Genomic DNA, 706 nt, shown 5'->3' with positions numbered 1-706 from the left:
AGGCAAGGAATATTGGTTGAACCAGTTGGCGAGTGACGAGGATCGTGACGATATTCTGGAGGCGTTTGCACTTTCAGATGAGCATGTTGACTTGGTGCTCATCGGCCAGAACAATCAGGATGCTACTATCTTCTGATACTTCAGCATGAAGTTTAAACTGGAAACACGTTTCTGGATACGTTTCTGACTATGCTTTTCAAAACTGTCTGCCAACCCTATTCAGAGATTTCGTTGGCAGACAGTCCACATTATGAAAGCGATAGGAACTCATCACGAAGACAACTTGTCAGATAAACCCTAACTTAAATTTTTCATGGCGTATAAAAGAAAACGATTGGCAATTTTAAATTTTCAAGATCTTGCATCAAAACCAAGATCAAAAGTTACTTCCAAAATAATGCCTGAAAAATTGACCTTCTCGCTACTCTCACGGCACCAAATTGAAGCTGGCTTGTTGAGGTCACATCACCTCCGATGCAGGGTTACTTTTGCTACGGGAAGACGACAAGCAATGTCGACTTACACGTCGCTTGGCATCGATACTTCATTATCTTCTGGCACCAGATAAAATTCGCCACAAGTTCGGCACCTTGGTCCGTCAGCGCGTGTTTGGAATCGCCGCTGGCTATCAAGATCTTAACGACCATGAAAATGAGGTGCTTGCAGGTACGCAAGGGCTCCAGTAAGTGCCTATTCAAAATTAATC

Annotated in this window: 1 protein-coding gene and 1 pseudogene; both read left to right on the top strand. The window is 43.3% G+C overall.

Going from position 1 to position 706, the window contains the following annotated elements; genetic code table 11:
* Nucleotides 1-136, top strand: a 136-nt coding sequence (locus INT22_RS21950) for a DUF4214 domain-containing protein (RefSeq protein ID WP_193067422.1), incomplete at its 5' end; no start/stop codon positions are given.
* Between the two features lie 258 nt (nucleotides 137-394).
* A pseudogene (locus tag INT22_RS00005) lies at nucleotides 395-650 on the top strand (transposase); the annotation flags it as partial.
* Nucleotides 651-706 lie beyond the last annotated feature (56 nt).

Source organism: Halomonas sp. 3D7M, from assembly GCF_014897885.1.
Taxonomy (GTDB): Bacteria; Pseudomonadota; Gammaproteobacteria; order Pseudomonadales; family Halomonadaceae; genus Vreelandella.
The sequence above is the reverse complement of the archived record's forward strand: the minus strand, read 5'-3'. Positions and strand labels throughout refer to the sequence as shown.